This is a genomic window from Streptomyces sp. NPDC041129, from assembly GCF_055592265.1.
Map to the genome: position 1 here is coordinate 1 of NZ_JBVIYV010000030.1, position 1,024 is coordinate 1,024.

At 73.8% G+C, this 1,024-nt stretch carries 1 protein-coding gene; it reads left to right on the top strand.

The annotated features are described in order from the left end of the window. Positions 1–1,024: beta-ketoacyl [acyl carrier protein] synthase domain-containing protein (locus ACZ6B1_RS34215; RefSeq protein ID WP_468784658.1), on the top strand; the 1,024-nt coding region annotated here is incomplete at both ends.

Sequence of the window (1,024 nt, forward strand, 5' to 3'; positions counted from 1 at the left end):
GTCTACGTCGGCGCCGCCTACCAGATGTACCGGGCGGACGCCGCGCAGGACCCCACGCTCTCGGCGCTCACCGCCTCCGCCTCGTACAACCTCATCGCCAACCGCGTCTCGCACTTCTTCGGCCTGGAGGGTCCGAGCCTGGCCGTCGACAGCATGTGCACGTCCTCCGCGATGGCCGTGCACCTGGCCTGCGCCGACCTGCTGCGCGGCGAGTGCGAGCTGGCCGTCGCGGGCGGCGTCAACCTCAACGTCCACCCCGACAAGTACCTGGCCCTCGGCGAGATGGGGTTGCTCGGCACGCACCCCGGGGCGCGCAGCTTCCGCGACGGCGACGGCTACCTGCCCGCCGAGGCGGTCGGCGCGGTCCTGCTCAAACCGCTGGACGCCGCCCTGCGGGACGGCGACACCGTGCACGCGGTCATCAAGAGCACCGCCTCCCTGCACGGCGGCCGCTCCAACGGCTTCATGACACCCAGCCACCGCACCCAGGTCGCCACCATGCGACGGGCCCTGGAGCGGGCCGGCACCGCACCCGCCGACATCGGCTATGTCGAGGCCGCCGCCAACGGCACCGCCTTCTCCGACGAGGTCGAGGTGCGCGCCCTGCGCGAGGTGTTCGCCGGTGTCACCGAAACCGTTCATGTCGGCACCGTGAAGTCCAACCTCGGCCACCCCGAAGCCGCCTCCGGCATCGCCCAGCTCACCAAGGTCGTCCTCCAGCTCCGGCACGGGCAGGTCGCCCCCCTCGTCGCCACCGGGACCGCCAACCCCCGTCTGGACCTGGACGGTTCGGCCCTCCGGCTCGCCGACGGGCCGACCGGCTGGGAGCCCCGTGGCGGCGTGCCCCGCCGCGCCCTCGTCAACTCCGTGGCGGCCGGCGGCAGTCACGTCAGCATCGTCGTCGAGGCACCGCCCGCTCCCGTCCGCACCGTCGCGGCGGACCCGGCACCGCAGGTCGTCCTGGTCTCCGCCCGCACCCCCGAGCTGCTGCGCACGGCCGTGGGCCGCCTGCACGACTTCCTCG